The sequence below is a fragment of the Flavobacterium sp. genome (assembly GCF_043760115.1).
Lineage (GTDB): Bacteria > Bacteroidota > Bacteroidia > Flavobacteriales > Flavobacteriaceae > Flavobacterium.
Genome location: NZ_JAYUPK010000116.1, coordinates 1 through 16,836 on the forward strand (window position 1 = coordinate 1; position 16,836 = coordinate 16,836).

Annotated in this window: 16 protein-coding genes and 1 pseudogene; 15 read left to right on the plus strand and 2 right to left on the minus strand. The window is 29.5% G+C overall.

Annotated elements, in window-relative coordinates; genetic code table 11:
- From ACH2BC_RS10040 to ACH2BC_RS10105, 14 genes and pseudogenes are all read left to right on the plus strand, one after another.
- A pseudogene (locus tag ACH2BC_RS10040) lies at nt 1-245 on the plus strand (hypothetical protein); the annotation flags it as partial.
- 2 nt (nt 246-247) lie between these two features.
- The gene (locus ACH2BC_RS10045; protein ID WP_395053863.1) at nt 248-988 is read left to right on the plus strand and encodes a head GIN domain-containing protein; all 741 of its coding nucleotides are present in this window, start codon (nt 248-250) and stop codon (nt 986-988) included.
- A gap of 221 nt (nt 989-1,209) precedes the next feature.
- A complete protein-coding gene (locus ACH2BC_RS10050) occupies nt 1,210-2,115 on the plus strand; it encodes a TIGR01777 family oxidoreductase (protein ID WP_395053864.1) in 906 nt (301 codons plus the stop codon).
- A 389-nt stretch (nt 2,116-2,504) separates the two neighbouring features.
- Nucleotides 2,505-3,089, plus strand: a complete 585-nt coding sequence (locus ACH2BC_RS10055) for a nucleotide exchange factor GrpE (protein ID WP_395053865.1) — start codon at nt 2,505-2,507, stop codon at nt 3,087-3,089.
- Between the two features lie 67 nt (nt 3,090-3,156).
- On the plus strand, nt 3,157-4,281 hold the full coding sequence (dnaJ, locus tag ACH2BC_RS10060; RefSeq protein WP_395053866.1) for a molecular chaperone DnaJ: 1,125 nt from the start codon (nt 3,157-3,159) through the stop codon (nt 4,279-4,281).
- A gap of 159 nt (nt 4,282-4,440) precedes the next feature.
- Nucleotides 4,441-5,361 (plus strand): ABC transporter ATP-binding protein, encoded by a 921-nt coding sequence (locus ACH2BC_RS10065; RefSeq protein ID WP_395053867.1) that lies wholly within the window; start codon nt 4,441-4,443, stop codon nt 5,359-5,361.
- Nucleotides 5,362-5,527: 166 nt separating this feature from the next.
- Nucleotides 5,528-6,832, plus strand: a complete 1,305-nt coding sequence (locus ACH2BC_RS10070; RefSeq protein ID WP_395053868.1) for an ABC transporter permease — start codon at nt 5,528-5,530, stop codon at nt 6,830-6,832.
- 767 nt (nt 6,833-7,599) lie between these two features.
- Complete coding sequence (locus tag ACH2BC_RS10075) at nt 7,600-8,763, plus strand: sigma-54-dependent transcriptional regulator (RefSeq protein WP_395053869.1); 1,164 nt, start codon at nt 7,600-7,602, stop codon at nt 8,761-8,763.
- A 76-nt stretch (nt 8,764-8,839) separates the two neighbouring features.
- On the plus strand, nt 8,840-9,454 hold the full coding sequence (locus ACH2BC_RS10080; RefSeq protein ID WP_395053870.1) for a DEAD/DEAH box helicase: 615 nt from the start codon (nt 8,840-8,842) through the stop codon (nt 9,452-9,454).
- Nucleotides 9,455-9,616: 162 nt separating this feature from the next.
- The gene (locus ACH2BC_RS10085) at nt 9,617-9,832 is read left to right on the plus strand and encodes a putative signal transducing protein (RefSeq protein ID WP_395053871.1); all 216 of its coding nucleotides are present in this window, start codon (nt 9,617-9,619) and stop codon (nt 9,830-9,832) included.
- Nucleotides 9,833-9,865: 33 nt separating this feature from the next.
- Entirely contained in the window at nt 9,866-10,111 is a 246-nt protein-coding gene (locus tag ACH2BC_RS10090) for a hypothetical protein (protein ID WP_395053872.1), read from the plus strand.
- A gap of 1 nt (nt 10,112) precedes the next feature.
- A complete protein-coding gene (locus tag ACH2BC_RS10095) occupies nt 10,113-10,412 on the plus strand; it encodes a type II toxin-antitoxin system RelE/ParE family toxin (protein ID WP_395053873.1) in 300 nt (99 codons plus the stop codon).
- A gap of 17 nt (nt 10,413-10,429) precedes the next feature.
- Nucleotides 10,430-11,236: an alpha/beta hydrolase gene (locus ACH2BC_RS10100; protein ID WP_395053874.1), complete on the plus strand. Its 807-nt coding sequence runs from the start codon at nt 10,430-10,432 to the stop codon at nt 11,234-11,236.
- Between the two features lie 115 nt (nt 11,237-11,351).
- Entirely contained in the window at nt 11,352-12,986 is a 1,635-nt protein-coding gene (locus tag ACH2BC_RS10105; protein ID WP_395053875.1) for an ABC-F family ATP-binding cassette domain-containing protein, read from the plus strand.
- 49 nt (nt 12,987-13,035) lie between these two features.
- Here the strand turns inward: ACH2BC_RS10105 and ACH2BC_RS10110 are convergent, their stop codons facing one another.
- Complete coding sequence (locus ACH2BC_RS10110) at nt 13,036-13,938, minus strand: hypothetical protein (protein WP_395053876.1); 903 nt, start codon at nt 13,936-13,938, stop codon at nt 13,036-13,038.
- A 41-nt stretch (nt 13,939-13,979) separates the two neighbouring features.
- Nucleotides 13,980-14,480: an RNA polymerase sigma factor gene (locus ACH2BC_RS10115; protein ID WP_395053877.1), complete on the minus strand. Its 501-nt coding sequence runs from the start codon at nt 14,478-14,480 to the stop codon at nt 13,980-13,982.
- A 308-nt stretch (nt 14,481-14,788) separates the two neighbouring features.
- On the opposite strand from ACH2BC_RS10115, the gene ACH2BC_RS10120 reads away from it, so the two are divergent.
- Nucleotides 14,789-16,717 carry a BatA and WFA domain-containing protein gene (locus ACH2BC_RS10120; protein ID WP_395053878.1) on the plus strand — a complete coding sequence of 643 codons (1,929 nt, stop codon included), beginning with the start codon at nt 14,789-14,791 and terminating at the stop codon, nt 16,715-16,717.
- Nucleotides 16,718-16,836 lie beyond the last annotated feature (119 nt).

Sequence of the window (16,836 nt, forward strand, 5' to 3'; positions counted from 1 at the left end):
ATAAAGTTGGAGAATCTAAAGTAAAATGTTTAAATTGTCCAGAATATGAAAATGAGTATAATGATGTAGAAAAAGTTCAATATGATAATGGTACCAATGCTGAAGAAATAAATATTTCTAAAGAAAATGATTCTACCAATACAGTTTCTGTAAAAATAAATGGAGTAGAAGTTACAACTAACAAAGTTGGGAAACCAGGCGAATTAATAAAAGACGAAAACGGAGTAATAATTAAAACTAAATAAAAATGATAAAATTTATAGTATTTTGTACAAAAGCAATCGTTGTAACAGTAATTGCATTATTATTTTCATCTTGTAATCAAAGTATTAATTTTGGAGATGGATTAGACGGAAACGGAAATGTTCAATCAGAAAAAAGAACAGTTACCGAGAAATTTACAAAAGTAGAAGCCAATCGCGGACTAGAAGTTATTGTAGAAAAAGCAGATGTAGTTGCTATTGAAGTAGAAGCCGATTCTAATTTACTTAAACACATAACAACAGTTGTAGAAAACGGAACTTTAATAATTTCTACAGATGAAAGTATAGATTCTGCAGAGCAATTAACAGTTACAGTAAAAATGCCATTAATTGAAGGATTGATAGCAACAAGTGGTTCAACTTTAAGAAGTAAAAACACTTTAAAAGGAACATCAATTGAGTTAGAATCTAACAGCGGAAGCGAAATAGAAGCCTCACTAGAATATGAAAATATTGCTGTAGAAACCACAAGCGGAAGCACAACAACATTATCTGGAAAAGCTTTAAAACTTAATACAGAAACCACAAGCGGAAGCCAACTTAATGCAGAAACTCTAGAAGCTAACGAAGTAATTTCAGAAGCAACAAGCGGAAGTTCTACCGATATTCATCCTTTGGTAACATTAAATGCCACAGCTTCAAGCGGAAGCGACATTCAATATTCAGGAACACCAAAAAATATTACCAAAGAAGAAAATTCTGGTGGAAGCATTTCTGCCAACTAATTTTATACTATTTTCTAAAATAAAAATCTCAATTTTACGATTGAGATTTTTTTTATAAATAAATATAAATTTTGTCACACTGAGCGCAGTCGAAGTGCTTTTTTTTAAATAAATAAAAAAAACTTCGTGCCTTTGTGGCAAATAAATAAAACAAAAGTTAAACCAAATCCAATTAACATTAATTTATATTCATATCATTGTAACTTTGAAATAAAATTGCAATGAAAATATTAGTTACAGGCGCAACAGGATTAATTGGTCAAGAATTGGTACAACTACTTCTTGCAAACAATCATTTTGTAAATTATTTAACAACATCTTCTAAAAAAATAGTTAGTAAACCCAATTATCAAGGTTTTTTTTGGAATCCACAAGAAAGTAAAATAGACGAAAATTGCCTTCAAGGAGTAGATACAATTGTACATCTTGCAGGTTCATCAATTGCAAAACGCTGGACAAAATCATACAAACAAGAACTACTAGAAAGTCGAGTTTTATCAGCACATTTATTATATAGCTTACTAAAAAAAACACAACATCAAGTTCAACAAGTTATCTCAGCATCAGGCACAGCAATATATCCAGACAGTTACACAGCAATTTACGACGAAAATTCTAGCGAAGTAGAAGACAGTTTTTTGTCCAACGTAGTCGTAAGTTGGGAAGAAAGCATAGACCAATTTAAATTACTAAATCTAAAAGTAACAAAACTTAGAACCGGAGTTGTCTATTCCCAAAAAGGTGGCGCACTTCAAGAAATTATAAAACCAATAAAAATGTATGTTGGCTCAGGTTTTGGCTCAGGCAAACAACAACAATCTTGGATACATTTAACAGATGTCGCCAATTTATATTATTTTGTAATTAAAAACCAAACCGAAGGAATTATCAATGCAGTTGCGCCAGACGTAATTAGCAACAATACACTCACAAAACTTATTGCCGACAAGTTGCGTAAACCACTTTTCTTGCCCAACATACCACAATTCGTAATGAAACTAATACTTGGCGAAATGCACATACTACTTTTTAACAATAAAAATATTGTACCTAAACGTGCCTTAGAACTTGATTTCAAGTTTCAATATCCAACCATTCAAAAAGCATTAGACAACATTATAAAATAAAAAAAGTTCTGGTTTGTGCCAGAACTTTTTTCAAATATGTGAATTAATATAATTTGCCTTTCAGCTATTTGTAAACCTTTTATAAATCAAATTTACTGTAACTAAAACGTAATAGTCTTAAAAATATATTAAATTTTTTATTTTTTTTGAACTTGTGCTGAAGAATTTCAGTAGCATTTAGTTTAGGCATTTTCTACAAGCCATTTTCCTGCTACTGCAAGTCGCGTTTGTCTTGTTTTATTACAAGACAAAGCGCTCCAACAATTGCAGTATCAGGGCTAAAAATCTACTTTTAAACCTAAAATTCTTTTTCATAAAATAGTTTGTTTTTTATGACAATTTGACATTTATATACAATTGGCAGTACTTTTGCAATCAACAATGAAATGATGAAATTTAAGAATCTATTTCCCAATAAAAAAGATAAAAATACAATGAATACAGAAACATCACAAAACGAACAAGTAGTAGAAGAAACCGTTTTAGAAAACACTGTAGATCAACAAGAACAAGCCATTGAGCTTTCTGTTGAAGAACAATTAGCACAAGATTTAGCAGCCGAAAAAGATAAATTTATGCGTCTTTTTGCCGAATTTGAAAACTATAAAAAACGCACAACTAAAGAACGTATCGATCTTTACAAAACTGCCAATCAAGAAGTTTTACAAGCAATATTGCCAGTTCTTGACGATTTTGACAGAGCAATGATAGAAATAGTAAAATCAGAAGACGAATTGCTATTAAAAGGTGTAGAATTAATTCACGAAAAATTAAAATCTACATTAGTATCTAAAGGTTTAGAACAAGTAGAAGTTCAAGTTGGAGATGCATTCAATGCAGATTTTGCCGAAGCAATTACACAAATTCCTGCGCCAAACGATAAATTAAAAGGAAAAATTGTAGATGTTTTAGAAAAAGGATACAAATTGGGCGATAAAATAATCCGTTTTCCAAAAGTTGTAATCGGACAATAATATATTTTTTACGTATTAAATTCTGACTTGGTCTTAATTCTAAATACTTAAATCTTAATACAAAATAATGAAAAAAGATTTTTACGAAATATTAGGCATTACTAAATCAGCAAACGAAGCCGAAATAAAAAAGGCATATCGCAAAAAAGCTATTGAGTTTCATCCAGATAAAAATCCTGGAGATGCTGCTGCAGAAGAAAATTTTAAAAAAGCAGCCGAAGCTTATGAAGTATTAAGCGATCCACAAAAGAAAGCTAAGTACGATCAGTATGGACACCAAGCATTTGATGGAAATGGTGGTTTTGGTGGCAATGGTGGCGGAATGAATATGGATGATATTTTCAGCCAATTTGGAGATATTTTTGGTGGTGGTGGCGGTTTTGGTGGTTTCAGCGGTTTTGGCGGAAATTCTGGAGGTCAACGTCGCGTTAAAGGAAGTAATCTTCGTATAAAAGTTAAACTTACTTTAGAAGAAGTTGCCAATGGTGTTGAGAAAAAAGTTAAAGTAAAACGTAAAATTCAAGCACCAGGAGTAAAATATAAAACTTGTTCAGCGTGTAATGGACAAGGTCAAGTGTTGCGAGTTACCAATACTATTTTAGGTAGAATGCAATCGGCAACAACGTGTCCAACTTGTGGTGGTGCTGGTCAAACAATAGAATCTAAACCTAACAATGCCGATGGTCAAGGAATGATTCTTGAAGACGAAACAGTATCAATTAAAATTCCTGCTGGAGTTGTAGATGGAATGCAACTCAAAGTTTCTAGTAAAGGAAACGATGCACCAGGAAATGGAGTTCCAGGAGATTTAATTGTTGCAATTGAAGAACTAGAGCACGAATTTTTAAAACGCGAAGGCGAAAATCTTCATTACGATTTATACATTAGTTACCCAGAAGCAGCTTTAGGAATTTCTAAAGATATAGAAGCGGTGAATGGAAAAGTTAGAATAAAACTAGAAGAAGGAATACAATCTGGTAAGATTTTACGTCTTAAAGGTAAAGGAATTCCTAGTTTAAATAGTTACGGAAATGGCGATTTACTAGTTCATGTAAATGTTTGGACACCAAAGAATTTATCTAAAGAACAACGTCAATTCTTTGAAAAATCAATAGACGACGATAATTTTAAACCACATCCAGAAAAGACAGATAAATCTTTTTTTGAAAAAGTTAAAGATATGTTTTCATAATACAAAAATTAATTATACTTTTGAAGTATTACTAGGAAACTAGTAATTTCTTTTTCATAGCAATTTTTCCCATCCTGGTGTTACAACTTGGGTGGGTTTTTTTGTAACAAAATCTAAAAACTGCTACTAATACTTTACTTTTACACAAATCTTTAAACAATGAGTTCCATTCTAGAAGTTAATAAAGTAGTAAAAACCTATGGTGATTATACTGCTTTAAACCAAGTTTCTTTAACTGTTCCCAAAGGAAGTATTTATGGTTTACTTGGTCCAAACGGTGCAGGTAAAACTTCGTTAATAAGAATTATCAATCAAATAACGTTGCCTGATGGTGGAGAAATTTTATTAGATGGAGAAAAACTAAACCCTAAACATGTTCAATACATTGGTTATATGCCAGAAGAACGCGGTTTATATAAATCTATGAAAGTTGGCGAGCAATGTTTATACTTAGCACAACTTAAAGGAATGTCTAAGACCGAAGCCAAAACGCAATTAGATTATTGGTTTGATAAATTAGATATTAAAGGTTGGTGGAATAAAAAAATTGAAGAGCTTTCTAAAGGAATGGCACAAAAAGTACAATTTGTTGTAACTGTGCTTCACAAACCAAAATTATTAATTCTTGATGAACCATTTTCTGGGTTCGATCCTGTAAATGCTAATTTAATTAAAGATGAATTACTAGAATTGAACAAGCAAGGAACTTCAATAATATTTTCTACTCACAGGATGGAAAGTGTAGAAGAACTTTGCGATTACATAGCTCTAATCCATAAATCCAATAAATTAATAGAAGGTAAATTATCAGATGTAAAAAAAGAGTTTCGAACTAATAATTATGAAGTCGGAATTCTAACAGATAATATTGAAGGTTTAATGTATGATCTAACTCAAAAATTCACACTTTCGCAAACTAATTTTAAATCACTAAATGACGAATTAAAACTAGAAATAAATCTTGGTAATTCAACTCCAAACGAGTTGTTACATATTTTGACACAACGTGGTCAAGTAACCCATTTCTTAGAAAAAATTCCAAGTGTTAATGATATATTTATTAAAACAGTAACCCAATAAAATTTAATTTCCAAATTTCAAATCCCAAATTACAATTAAGCACTAAATCTTAAAATTTTAAATCTAACAATCAATATAGAAGTTAAAGTCTGAAATTTAATAAATTGAAAATTGTTACTTATTTGGAATTTGGAATTTTAAAATTTGGAATTTTAAAATATAAATTATGAGCATAATATCGTTAATAATAAAAAGAGAATTCATTGCCAAAGTTCGCAATAAATCATTCATAGTAATGACTTTTTTAAGTCCATTATTATTTGTTGGAATAGCTGTTTTTGTTGGTTATTTAAGCACAATGAAAGCCGATTTAAAAACCATTGCAATACATGACGAATCTGGTTTATTTACCAACGAATTTAAAAGCGATGAAGAGTTCAAGTATTTAGATTTAACACCATTGCCATTAAAAATATTAAAAGACAGCATAGTAAAAGAATCGTACGAAGGATTATTAGTAATTCCAAAAACCAACAATCCAGCTTCACTTCAAAAATCCATTCAATACATTTCCAACGAAAGTCCAAGTGTAACTTTTGTAGAAAATCTTCAAGATGTAATCAATAAGAAAATAACATTATCCAATTATAAACTTGCAAGTCTAGATACTTTAAAAATTAATAATGCCAAGTCTAAAGTTGTAATAAATTTATCAAAAGCATCTGGAGAAGCTTCATTAAAAGGACTTAACGAAATAAAAGTCATCATTGGTGGCGCATTTGGTTATCTAATTATGATGTTCATAATTCTTTATGGAAATATGGTTATGCGAAGCGTAATCGAAGAAAAAACATCTAGAATTATAGAAATTATCATCTCATCGGTAAAACCATTTCAATTAATGATGGGAAAAATAATAGGAACATCACTAGCAGGAATTCTTCAATTTTTAATTTGGGCTGTACTTGGTTTAACAGCAATGTTCATTCTTTCATACGTTTTTGGAGTACAAATGGGAGCAAATTCTGATTCACAAACACAAGCCATTCAAGCAGCACAAAACGAAATGGGCGGACAATTTCAAATGTATTTAAAAGAAATTCTCAATCTTCCAATTGCCACAATTTTAATATCATTTGTTATTTATTTCATTGGTGGTTATTTTCTTTACAGTTCATTTTACGCGGCAATTGGAGCAGCTGTAGATAACGAAACCGATTCGCAACAATTTCTTCTACCAATAATAATGCCTTTAATATTAGGAGTTTACATTGGTTTTTTTACAGTAATAAATGATCCACACGGAACAATTGCCACTGTTTTCTCAATGATTCCACTCACATCACCAATAGTAATGATGATGAGAATTCCGTTTGGAGTTCCACTTTGGCAAATCGCAATATCGGTAGTAATTTTATTCTCAACCTTTCTGTTAGTCGTAGTTTTCGCCTCAAAAATTTACAGAGTTGGTATATTAATGTACGGAAAAAAACCAACTTGGAAAGAACTTTATAAATGGTTAAAATATTAATGTCAAACTGAACTTCGCCTGTACTGACAAATGAAATATCGAAGTCAGTAGCGAATCGCTTGGACTTAATCTATCGTGGTAATTCCAGCTTTCCTTCCATAAATCCCGATAAAAATCGGGATGTTATTCCAGTCAAACGAAGTTCACTGAACTCCATTGAAAATAAAAGTTTTAGTGAAGTAATCTGGGCTACAGGATCAATCATTTTTATATCTAATTAAGTTACAGTTTCAAAAACTTAATGAACCTTAATACCTTAATGGTTTAAAATATTAATGTCAAACTGAACTTCGCCTGTACTGACTAAGGAAGTATCAAAGTCAGTAGCGAATCGCTTGAACTTAATCTATCAAGGTAATTCCAGCTTTCCTCCCATAAATCCCGATAAAAATCGGGATGTTTTTCCAGTCAAACGAAGTTCACTGAACTCCAACTAAAATAAAAGTTTTAGTGAAGTAAACTGGGCTAGAAATTATATGATTTTTATATCTAATTAAGTTACAGTTTCAAAAACTTAATGAACCTTAACACCTTAATGGTTTAAAATATTAATGTCAAACTGAACTTATCAAAGTCAGTAGCGAATCGCTTGATCCTTTTCTATCAAGGAAAGCTAGGTTACCAGCTCAATCATTTTTATATCTAATTAAGTTACAGTTTCAAAAACTTAATGAACCTTACTACCTTAATGGTTTAAAATAAAAGAAATTTTTTTCAGTAACTTTGTAAAAAACTCACAACTCACAACTCATAACTCACAACAGAAAATGCCTAAAATACTAATCATAGAAGACGAAGCATCAATAAGAAGAGTCTTAACCAAAATACTATCCGAAGAAAACGAAACTTATCAAGTAGAAGAAGCAGAAGATGGCGCACAAGGATTTGAAAAAATAAAAAACACCGATTACGATTTAGTTCTTTGCGACATTAAAATGCCAAAAATGGATGGCGAAGAATTACTTGAAGCCGTAAAAAAAATCAAACCCGAAATTCCAATTGTTATGATTTCTGGTCATGGCGATATGGAAACAGCAATAAACACAATGCGACTTGGCGCTTTCGATTACATATCTAAACCACCAGATTTAAACAGATTGTTGAACACAGTTCGCAACGCATTAGACAAAAAACAACTCGTTGTAGAAAATAAAATTCTAAAGAAAAAAGTTAGTAAAAACTATGATATGATTGGAAATTCAGAACCAATAAATCATATAAAATCTATAATAGAAAAAGTTGCAACCACAGATGCAAGAGTTTTAATAACTGGACCAAACGGAACAGGAAAAGAACTTGTTGCTCATCAATTGCATGAAAAAAGTGAACGCGCAAACTATCCATTAATTGAAGTAAACTGTGCAGCAATTCCATCAGAATTAATAGAAAGTGAATTATTTGGACACGTAAAAGGTGCATTTACATCTGCCATAAAAGACAGAGCAGGAAAATTTGAAGCTGCCGATGGCGGAACCATTTTTCTAGACGAAATTGGCGATATGAGTTTGGCTGCACAAGCTAAAGTATTAAGAGCTTTGCAAGAAAGTTTAATACAACGTGTTGGCGCAGACAAAGACATAAAAGTAAATGTTCGTGTTGTTGCTGCAACCAATAAAGATTTAAAAACTGAAATTGCCGAAGGTCGTTTTCGTGAAGATTTATATCACAGATTAGCCGTTATTTTAATTAAAGTTCCTGCATTGAATGATCGTCGTGATGACATACCTTTGTTGCTAGAACATTTTGCAGTAAAAATAGCAGAAGAACAAGGAAATGCACAAAAATCTTTTTCAGTTGAAGCTATAAAATTATTGCAAGAATACGACTGGACAGGAAACATTCGAGAGTTAAGAAACGTGGTAGAACGACTAATAATACTTGGAGGAAACGAAATTTCTGAAATTGATGTTAAGCTATTTGCTAGTAAATAATAAAAATGTTGTGGGTTTTGAGTTGTGTGTTATCAAGTTGACACACAACTTATAACTCACAACTCACAACCAAATTATGATTTTAAAAAAAATAAATCCATACCTACAACAAGCATTAATTGAGCACAATTTACTTGAAGCTAATGAAATGCAACAAGACACTTTTTCTACCATAAAAAGTGGAGCAGATGCTGTAATTCAATCGCCAAAAGGAACAGGAAAATCTACAACTATTGTGTTGAACGTAATTCAACGAATGGAAAAAACAATGGGCGAAAGTACACGTGCCTTAATAATAGTAGAAAATAAAGAAAAAGTGCTAGAAATGGAAGAACTTTTTTTAAAGTTTGGAACCTACACCGATTTAAGTATTCTTGGAGTTCACGATAAAGGCGATGTAGATTATGACAAAAATATAATTTCATTAGGATTAGACATTCTTATTGGCACACCAAACCGTATAAATGCTTTATTTGCATCTGCAGGATTTAATATTAATACCATTAAAATGTTTGTTGTAGACGATGCTGAAGAACTTTTTAAAAACAGACTAGACGCAATTATAATGCGACTTTCAGCAAGTGTAGAAAAAACACAACGTATATTCTTTTGTTCAGAAATTACAGAAAGAGTAGAAACATTGGCAGAAAAAATAATGATAGAACCAGTCTTCTTTGAAATGGAAGAGTAATTTTATTAGGTAGTAATCAGTGATCAGTGTTCAGTAAACAGTGATCAGTAATCACAGTAGAATAAATAAAATTTGATAATTTTATTGAATTTAAATTCTGATTTAGAATATCTTCTATAAACAACAAACAACAAACAACAAACAACAAACAACAAACATAAAATGGGTTTAATAAAAATATTTTCAGGAAGTGAAATTTTAGCAACTTCATTAAAAGCTAAACTAGAAGAAAAAAACATTGTAGTTGTTGTAAAAGATAACAATCAAGCCAATGTTTTGCCAAGTATACAAAATGCCAAAGCTATAGAATTATTTATTCAAGAAACTAATTTCGGCAAAGCCAATCCTATTATTGAAGATTTTAGAATGAGTATTTAATTTTTGTATATTTGACATTAAACAAATAGTAATATGAACATTGCAGCAAAAAAAATAGAGTTAGTAGATTGGTTACTTCATATAAATGATGAAAGTAAACTTAAAAAAATTATTGCTTTAAAATCTGTTTTAGATAATGATGTTGTTGCTCATACAATTAGTGGTTATCCAATTGATAAACAAGAATATATTGCTATGGTAAAACAAGCTGATGAGCGAATTTCTTCTGGTAAATTTACAACAATTGAAGATTTAGAAAAAGAAATTGAAAATTGGTAAAATGAATAAACCAATTAAAATTTTGTGGGATAATGAAGCAAAAGCTGATTTAAAATTAATTTTTGAATACCTAAAATTAAAATCTGAGCAAGCTGCTAAAAATGTAATTAAAGATATTATATTACAAAGTAAAAGTATTCATTTTACAGAACAATATCAGTTAGATGAGTTTCTTGGAGAACCATTCAGAAGAATGATAGTTCGTAATTATAAAATTATTTATAAAGTTCAAAACAATACCGAGATTAGAATTCTTCAAATTTTTGATACTCGTCAAAATCCTATAAAACTTAAAAAATAGATTATTAATTTAGTAAAATGAAGACAGTTCGTTTCTTATTTTTAACATTATCTTCCATCTTTGCAATTATCTTTTTATTATATGTAAGCTACATATATTGCAATCAAGCAGAAATGGTTTTCGTTGCAAATAAACTTCCTAAAAATTATTCATTTCAATTCAATCAAGAGTTTAAAGAAATAAATGTTCCATCATTTGACACTAAAATTCAAAATGGAATTTTATTTCAAACTGAAAATCCTAAAGGTCTAATTTTTTATCTTCATGGAAACAAAGGTTCAATAGATTCTTGGGGAAATAATGCCAAAATGTATACCGATTTAGGTTATGATATTTTCTTTCTTGATTATCGAGGTTTTGGAAAAAGCGAAGGTGAAATTGAAAATCAAGAACAAGTTTTTATTGATATTTCTATAGTTTATGACAAAGTAATAGCTAGTTACAAAGAGAAAAAAAATGTAATAATTGGTTATTCAATAGGAACTGGATTGGCAACTTATTTATCATCAATAAAAAATCCAAATAAATTAATTCTTCAAGCACCATATTATAATTTCTTGGAATATTCTAGTTCAAGAGCGCCATATTTTCCAGATTTTTTAAAGAAATTTCACTTTGAAACCAATATTTACATGACAAAAGTAAAATCTCAAATTTATATTTTTCATGGAAATCAAGATCAATTAATTTCAATTAAAAATTCAGAACGATTACAAAAATTATTTAAACCAAAGGATAAACTTTTCATTCTAGAAAATCAAAATCATATTGGAATTAATGAAAATATAGAATTTCAGTCTAAGTTGAAAGAAATTTTAAAATAAAAAATTGCTCATTTTACAATAAGTAATTGCCATTTCTTTCAAAAAATCTATCTTTGCACCTTCAAAAAACGTTTAAAATTAAACTTTTAAACAATTAAACTTTCTAAACTTTAAGATGATTACAATAAACGATATTTCCGTAAATTTTGGCGGTACCACTTTATTTAGCGATGTTTCTTTTGCAATTAATGAAAATGATAAAATTGCCCTAATGGGTAAAAATGGCGCAGGAAAATCTACACTTTTAAAAATTATTGCAGGAGAATCTAAACCGTCTACAGGAAATATTTCTGCTCCAAAAGATGCTATTATTGCCTATTTGCCTCAGCATTTATTGACTTCAGATGGTGCAACAGTAATGGAAGAAACTTCTAAAGCATTTGGAGAAATCTTTAAAATGAAAGCCGAAATAGATGAAATAAACGAACAATTAACTATTCGTACCGATTATGAAAGTGATGCGTACATGAAATTAATTGAACGTGTTTCAGATTTAAGTGAGAAATTCTATGCCATAGAAGAAATAAATTATGAAGCCGAAATTGAAAAAATTCTAGTTGGTTTAGGTTTTGAAAGAACAGATTTTACACGTCAAACATCGGAGTTTTCTGGAGGTTGGAGAATGAGAATTGAACTTGCTAAAATTCTGTTGCAAAAACCAGATTTAATTTTGCTAGATGAACCAACTAATCATATGGATATTGAAAGTATTCAATGGTTGGAAGATTTTTTAATAAATTCTGCCAAAGCTGTAGTTGTAATTTCGCACGATAAAGCGTTTGTAGATGCTATTACTAATAGAACTATTGAAGTAACAATGGGAAGAATTTACGATTACAAAGCTAAATACACTCATTATTTAGAGTTGCGAAAAGACCGAAGAGTGCATCAGCAAAAAGCGTATGACGAACAGCAAAGAATGATTGCAGATAATCAAACTTTTATTGATCGTTTTAAAGGAACTTTTTCTAAAACTGATGCTGTACAATCGAGAGTTAAAATGCTAGAAAAACTAGTTATTGTTCAAGTTGATGAGGTTGATACATCGGCATTAAAATTAAAATTTCCACCAGCAATTCGCTCTGGTCAATATCCAGTTGTTGTAAAAGATTTGCATAAATCATATGGCGATCATTTAATTTTTAAAGAAGCCAATATTGTTATTGAACGTGGCGATAAAGTGGCTTTTGTTGGTAAAAATGGTGAAGGAAAATCTACAATGATAAAAGCCATAATGAAAGAAATTGCAATTAATGGTGGAAGTGTAGAAATTGGTCACAATGCTCAAATTGGATATTTTGCTCAAAATCAAGCATCATTATTAGACGAAAACGGAACTATTTTTTCAACAGTTGACGACATTGCAGTTGGCGATGTACGTACAAAAATTAAAGATATACTTGGAGCATTTATGTTTCATGGCGACGATGTAACTAAAAAAGTAAAAGTACTTTCTGGTGGAGAAAAAACGCGTCTTGCAATGATAAAACTATTGTTAGAACCTGTAAATATTTTAATCTTAGATGAACCTTCCAATCATTTAGATATGAAAACCAAAGACATTATTAAAGATGCTTTGCGCGATTTTGATGGAACTTTAATTCTAGTTTCTCACGATAGAGATTTTCTTGATGGTTTGGCAACAAAGGTTTTCGAATTTGGAAACAAACGTGTAAAAGAACATTTTGAAGACATAAAAGGTTTCCTTGCTCATAAAAAAATGGAAAGTTTAAGAGAAATAGAAAAGTAATAATTAAGCTAACATTAAATCCCAAAAATAGTTTTGGGATTTAATGTTTTTATTCTTTCTTAACCTCAGGTTTTCCATCTTTAGTTGTAACAATTACAATTCCTTTTTTACCTTTTTCACCATAAATTTTGGTAGCTTTTTCTGGTTGTAATATAGAAAATGTTTCTATTTTTTGTTTGTTCAATGGTGCGTAAGGACTTGTTGGGTTTGGGCCAAAAAGTTCTTTTTCGGTATAATAAATAGAGTTTATAATATACAAAGGTTCTTTTAATTCTACAATAGATTCCAATTCTTCATCATCTAAATCGGCTACTTTTTTCTTAGAAACTTCGCCATCAATTACAACAATTGCTTCTAATTTTTTATCACTTTCTTTTTCTTTTACTTCATCTTTAGAGAAAATAATTTCATCACCTTCAATTTGTTTTACACCTCTTGCTTCATAAGTTCCATTACCACCCCAAGTTGCTGGTGATGAATTTTTTCTAGTTTTAAAATTATATTTTGGTTTTTCTACAAGTGTATCTGCTTGAGTTGTTTCAGATGTTGCAAGAGAAAAATCAGTAGAAACAATTTCCGATTGAACATTAATTTGTTCTTTTAAAATTTCATCAGCATTAGTTTTTAAAGCAGAATTTGTTACAACAACAGCATTACTATCTACTTTTATTTGAGTTGCAGTTTTAGAAATACTATCATTTATTACAACTTCATTTGTAACTGGCTCAAGTTTAGTATCTGTTTTTACAAATTGATATATTACAGAAACTACTAATAAAATTGATGCTGCAACAGCAATTTTTTTCCATAGTTTAGTTTCTTTTTTTAATACTTTCTGGTCTAGTTTTCCTTCAATTTTATCCCAGACGTTTTCCTTATTTGGAAAGTCTTTTTCGGCAGATTTTTCGGCTGCGTTCTTAAATTGAGTATATATTTTATCGTGATTTTCCATAATTTTATGCTGAATTTATGTGTGCTGAATTTATTTCAGTATTATTTAGCTTTTTTGTAATATAAATTGTTAACCAAAACTTGTAGTTTAGTTTTTGCAGCATTCAACTGCGACTTAGATGTTCCTTCAGATATTGATAACATACTTGCAATTTCCTTATGACTGTAACCTTCTATGGCAAATAAATTAAAAATAGTTTTGCATCCTTCTGGAATAAAATTTAATAAATTAAGTAAATCTTCTTCTTCTAAATGGGTTTCTTCTGCACTTTTTGGTTGTAAAGAAAGTTTGGTATCTTCTAGATATAAATTAAAATTTACATTGCGTTTTAATTGAAGTAAACATTGATTTACAGTTATTTTTCTTGCCCAACCTTCAAATGCTTTCAATTCTTTTAATTGTTCAATTTTTGTAAAAATGGTATAAAAAGCATCTGCCAATACTTCTTCAATTTCTTCCTCTTTCTTGAGGTAGCGTTTGCAAGTTCTATACAATTTAGGCGACAACAAGCTGTATACTTCTCGTTGCGCTTCTCGTTGCATTTTTTTGCAGTTACTAATTAGGTTTTCGTCTATCACAAGTTATGTATTTCTTATTAAGAGTGTATTTTTTATAAAAAGGTTGGAATGAGATGCGAAAATAATTTATTTAAATTTCTAATAATTTTAATTTTGTTCAAATGTATCTGTACTATTTCAATAATAAAAGTACTATTTATAATCAAATTTTCAACTTTTTACCTTTAAAAAAATATTTTTCAGTACAATTTCATTATAAAAAAATGTATTTTTGACAAATGAAATTCATCAATAATAAATAATAAAGTGAATTGAATAAACCTTTATAAAGAATGCAGTTTAAACATCCAGAAATTCTATATTTTCTTTTTCTATTAATCATTCCGATTTTAGTTCATCTTTTTCAATTAAGAAAATTTAAAACAGAATATTTTACTAATGTAAAATTTCTAAAAGAACTCGCAGTTCAAACACGTAAAAGTTCTAAATTAAAAAAATATTTACTGCTTGCTACACGATTATTATTGTTGGCTTTTTTAATTTTAGCATTTGCACAACCATTTTTTAAAGCCAAAGACAGTAAAAATGCTACCAACGAATTGTATATTGTATTAGACAATTCCTTTAGTATGCAAGCCAAAGGAAAAAAAGGCGAATTGTTAAAACGTGCCGTTCAAGATTTACTAGAACATACTCCAGAAAACGCCAATTTTTCTTTAATTACTTGTTCAGATAATTATTGGAATACTGATATTAAATCAATTCAAAAAGAACTTCAAAATTTAAAATATAGTGCTTCTTCTTTTCAGTTGGATAATCTTTTGGCAAAAATAAAAGCGCATAAATCGGCTTACAATAAAGACATTGTTGTAATTACTGATGCTGTTGGATTGCAACCCAATCAAGTTAAAAAAAGTAAAGAAGATGAAAATTTATATTTTATAATTCCAGAAGCTGAAAAAACTGATAACATTGCAATTGATAGCGTTTTTATCAACCAAACGCTTGATAATTTTTACGAAATAGGAGTAAATCTTGACGCTTATGGCGATGATTTTAAAGACATTCCAATTGCTTTGTACAATAATAAAAAACTGATTGCTAAAACTTTAGTTAATTTTGAATCTAAAAGTAAAACCATAAATTTCACCATTCCAAAACAAGATTTTCACGGTTATGTTTCTATTTCTGAAACCGGATTAGAATATGACAACAACTATTATTTTAGTATTTCTAAACCAGAAAAAAGTAATGTTATAAGTATTGGCGATCCAGAAAAAAGTGGCTTTTTATCAAGAATTTATACCTTAAAAGAATTTAATTATTCTAATTTTTCATTGCAATCTTTAGACTATAATTTGCTCGATAAACAAGATGCAATTGTTTTGAATGAATTAAAAGATATTCCGCAAGCGTTACAAACAACCTTAAAATCGTTTGTAGAAAAAGGAGGAAATGTAATTTTAATTCCTAGTTCAGAGTGTACAGTTTCTAATTTGAATTCGTTTCTTGCCAATTTTGGAGCAATTCAATTCAAATCGTTAGGAAATTCTGAAAAAATGGTAACCAAAATAAATTTTAGTCATCCATTATTTAGTAGTGTTTTCGAGAAAAAAGTAGACAATTTTCAATATCCAAATACTAAAGTATCTTTTGAAATTAGTAATGCTGCGCCAATGGTTTTGGGTTATAGCGATCAAACTGCATTTTTAAGTGCTATTGAAAATGGAGTAGGTGGAATTTATGTTTTTGCTGCAGCGATAAATAAAATAAATAGTAATTTTCAAAATTCGCCAATAATTGTTCCAACGTTTTATAATATGGCTCAAAATGCTCAAAAAGCTGGCGTAAATGCAATGATAATTGATGAAAGTAAACCTTTTATTGTGGAAACAAATTTGGGTAAAGATGAAATTGTAAATGTAAAAAACGATTCAGAAAATTTTATTCCTGTACAACAAATTTTAAACAGTAAAGTAAAATTAACGTTTAGTGATAACCCAAAAGAAGCTGGAAATTTCGGAATTTTTAATAACAATCAACCTATAGAAAATATAAGTTTTAATTACAATAGAACCGAAAGTAATCTTGAAAATGCCAATGCCAATGTGGTTAGCGATTACAAAGAGATTAGCAATGTATCATCAATTTTTGACACTTTGCAAGCCAACAGAAGCGATAATCAAATATGGAAATGGTTTGTTATCTTAGCATTACTATTTCTGTTTCTTGAAATTTTAATTCAGAAATTTGTAAAATAATTTTAATACGTTAATTATGAAAATCCTAATCAAAGAAGCTAAAATAATTGACACTAAAAGTTCTTATAATAACAAAATTGTTGATGTAAAAATCAATAACTGTATCATTGAAGAAATTG

Bases quoted from the DNA above. Each gene is read 5' to 3' on its own strand.
- ACH2BC_RS10045 (WP_395053863.1), top strand. From the start codon at position 248: ATGATAAAATTTATAGTATTTTGTACAAAAGCAATCGTTGTAACAGTA.
- ACH2BC_RS10050 (WP_395053864.1), top strand. From the start codon at position 1,210: ATGAAAATATTAGTTACAGGCGCAACAGGATTAATTGGTCAAGAATTG.
- ACH2BC_RS10055 (WP_395053865.1), top strand. From the start codon at position 2,505: ATGAAATTTAAGAATCTATTTCCCAATAAAAAAGATAAAAATACAATG.
- dnaJ (WP_395053866.1), top strand. From the start codon at position 3,157: ATGAAAAAAGATTTTTACGAAATATTAGGCATTACTAAATCAGCAAAC.
- ACH2BC_RS10065 (WP_395053867.1), top strand. From the start codon at position 4,441: ATGAGTTCCATTCTAGAAGTTAATAAAGTAGTAAAAACCTATGGTGAT.
- ACH2BC_RS10070 (WP_395053868.1), top strand. From the start codon at position 5,528: ATGAGCATAATATCGTTAATAATAAAAAGAGAATTCATTGCCAAAGTT.
- ACH2BC_RS10075 (WP_395053869.1), top strand. From the start codon at position 7,600: ATGCCTAAAATACTAATCATAGAAGACGAAGCATCAATAAGAAGAGTC.
- ACH2BC_RS10080 (WP_395053870.1), top strand. From the start codon at position 8,840: ATGATTTTAAAAAAAATAAATCCATACCTACAACAAGCATTAATTGAG.
- ACH2BC_RS10085 (WP_395053871.1), top strand. From the start codon at position 9,617: ATGGGTTTAATAAAAATATTTTCAGGAAGTGAAATTTTAGCAACTTCA.
- ACH2BC_RS10090 (WP_395053872.1), top strand. From the start codon at position 9,866: ATGAACATTGCAGCAAAAAAAATAGAGTTAGTAGATTGGTTACTTCAT.
- ACH2BC_RS10095 (WP_395053873.1), top strand. From the start codon at position 10,113: ATGAATAAACCAATTAAAATTTTGTGGGATAATGAAGCAAAAGCTGAT.
- ACH2BC_RS10100 (WP_395053874.1), top strand. From the start codon at position 10,430: ATGAAGACAGTTCGTTTCTTATTTTTAACATTATCTTCCATCTTTGCA.
- ACH2BC_RS10105 (WP_395053875.1), top strand. From the start codon at position 11,352: ATGATTACAATAAACGATATTTCCGTAAATTTTGGCGGTACCACTTTA.
- ACH2BC_RS10110 (WP_395053876.1), bottom strand. From the start codon at position 13,938: ATGGAAAATCACGATAAAATATATACTCAATTTAAGAACGCAGCCGAA.
- ACH2BC_RS10115 (WP_395053877.1), bottom strand. From the start codon at position 14,480: ATGCAACGAGAAGCGCAACGAGAAGTATACAGCTTGTTGTCGCCTAAA.
- ACH2BC_RS10120 (WP_395053878.1), top strand. From the start codon at position 14,789: ATGCAGTTTAAACATCCAGAAATTCTATATTTTCTTTTTCTATTAATC.